Annotated in this window: 2 protein-coding genes and 1 pseudogene; all 3 read left to right on the forward strand. The window is 65.9% G+C overall.

What is annotated here, in order from left to right; all coding sequences use genetic code 11:
- Positions 1 to 169: pseudogene (locus tag EN969_RS36315) on the forward strand (diaminopropionate ammonia-lyase); the annotation flags it as partial.
- Positions 166 to 1,392, forward strand: a complete 1,227-nt coding sequence (locus tag EN969_RS27365; protein ID WP_013532461.1) for a Zn-dependent hydrolase — start codon at positions 166 to 168, stop codon at positions 1,390 to 1,392. The pseudogene EN969_RS36315 and the gene EN969_RS27365, both read left to right, overlap by 4 nt.
- Before the next feature lie 33 nt (positions 1,393 to 1,425).
- The coding region (locus EN969_RS27370) for an amidohydrolase (protein WP_127419555.1) at positions 1,426 to 2,298 on the forward strand (873 nt) is incomplete at its 3' end.

A 2,298-nucleotide genomic window follows, 5' to 3' on the forward strand; every position in this document is an offset into this window, starting at 1 on the left:
GATCCGGGCGGTGGCCGACAACCGGGCCGATCTTGGACTTGACGGCAAATCGCGGGTGCTGGTGATCAACACCGAAGGCGCCACCGACCCGCATCGCTACGCCGAACTGGTTGGCATGAACCCGGCCGATGTGCTGGAAGGCAAGATGACAGCCGAGGCAACGGCATGATCGCCATCGATGCGCAGCGCCTGCTCGGCCGCATCCGCGAACTCGGCGCTGTTGGCCGGGATGTCGAGGGCAGGCTGACCCGGCTGGCCGCCTCAGACACCGACAGGCAGGGCCGCGACCTCTTCGTCGGCTGGCTTCGGCAGGCCGGGCTCGATGTCGCCATCGACCGGGTCGGCAACATTTTCGGCATCTGGCAAAGCCCGGAAAACACCGGGCAAGCGCCGCTGCTCATCGGCTCGCACATCGACACCGTCATCGATGCCGGCATTTATGACGGCTGCTACGGGGTGCTTGCCGGGCTGGAAGTGATCGAGACGCTCAAGGCGACAGGCTTTTCGCCGTCGCGCCCGGTCGCGGTCGCCGCTTTCACCAATGAGGAGGGCGTACGCTACACACCCGACATGATGGGCTCGCTGGTCCACGCCGGCGGCATCGATGCCGAAACGGTGCTGGCGGCCGTCGGCACCGACGGCAGCGTGCTCGGGCAGGAGCTTGCCCGCATCGGCTATGCCGGCGACCGGGAACCCGGCTTCCTCACGCCGCACGCCTATCTCGAACTGCATATTGAGCAAGGGCCGGTGCTGGAGCGCGAAGGCTTGCCGGTCGGCGCGGTGGAGAATCTGCAAGGCATCTCCTGGCAGCGCATCACAATCGACGGCGTCGCCAACCATGCCGGCACCACGCCGATGTCGATGCGCAACGATGCCGGCCACGCCGCCGCCCGGGTCATCACCTTCCTGCTCGACCGGACCAAAGCCTCGAACGCGCCGACCGTCGCCACCGTCGGCACGATCCGCTTCGAGCCGAATGCCATCAATGTCATCCCTTCGCGCGCGGTCTTCACCGTCGATCTGCGCGATCCCGACGAACAGCGCCTGCAGGCGGCGGAAGCGGCGCTTGCCGCCTATCTCGAGCAGCTTGCCGCCGCTGAGAACGTGACGGTTTCGGTCGAGCAACTGGCCCGCTTCGAACCGGTGATCTTCGACCTGCGCATCGTCGAACAAATCGAGGCCGCCGCGAAACGCCGTGGCCTCGGGGTCAGGCGCATGACATCAGGCGCCGGCCACGACGCGCAGATGCTGGCGTGTATCGCGCCTGCGGCGATGATCTTCGTGCCGAGCGTTGGCGGCATCAGTCACAGTCCTCGCGAACACACCGATGACGCCGAGCTTGTTGCCGGCGCCAACATCCTGCTTGATGTGGCCGCGCAACTGGCAAAGTAGGTCAGAAGGGGCAGAAGCAGAAGGGGCAGAAGAATGTCTGAACTCGATCGCGACGCGCTGAAGCAGGAGATGATTTTCTGGCGGCGCGATCTGCATGCACACCCGGAATTCGGCTTCGAGGAGAAGCGCACCGCCGCCTTCGTCGCCGCCAAACTGCGCGAATTTGGGTTGGACGATGTCACCGAAGGCGTCGGCGGCACCGGTGTCGTCGGCACGCTGAAGCGCGGCAGCGGCAACCGGGCGATTGCGCTGAGGGCCGACATGGATGCGCTGCGCATATCAGAACAATCGGACGCATCTTACCGGTCCGGCAATCCCGGCATCATGCATGCCTGCGGCCATGACGGCCACACCACCATGCTGCTCGGCGCGGCAAAGCTGCTGGCCGGTGAGGGCGGTTTCGACGGCACCGTGCGCTTCGTCTTCCAGCCGGCCGAGGAATGGGGCAGGGGCGCACTCGCCATGCTCGAAGATGGGCTGATGCAGCGCTTTCCCTTCGACGAGATCTTTGGCCTGCACAACATGCCCGGCCTGCCGATCGGGCATTTCGAGACCCGTGCCGGACCCATAATGTCGGCCGAGGACAACTTCGAGATCGTGCTCAAGGGGCTCGGCGGCCATGCCGCGCGGCCGCATGCGGGCAACGAGACGCTGGTCGCGGCCTGCGCGCTGGTCACCAATCTGCAGACCATCGTCTCGCGCCGACTGAGTCCGGCCGACATATCCGTGGTTTCGGTGACCGAGCTGATCACCGACGGCACCCGCAACGCTCTGCCCGGTCTTGCCCGCATCCTCGGCGATGCGCGCAGCTTCCGTCCCGAGGTCAGCGCCGAGATCGAGCGGCAGATGCGCATTCTCGCCGAGGGCATCGCTGCCGCCTATAATGTCACCGCCGAGGTCAAGTAC

The sequence above is a fragment of the Mesorhizobium sp. M7A.F.Ca.CA.003.01.2.1 genome (assembly GCF_003998945.1).
Classification (GTDB): domain Bacteria; phylum Pseudomonadota; class Alphaproteobacteria; order Rhizobiales; family Rhizobiaceae; genus Mesorhizobium; species Mesorhizobium ciceri.

Bases quoted from the DNA above. Each gene is read 5' to 3' on its own strand.
- EN969_RS27365 (WP_013532461.1), top strand. From the start codon at position 166: ATGATCGCCATCGATGCGCAGCGCCTGCTCGGCCGCATCCGCGAACTC.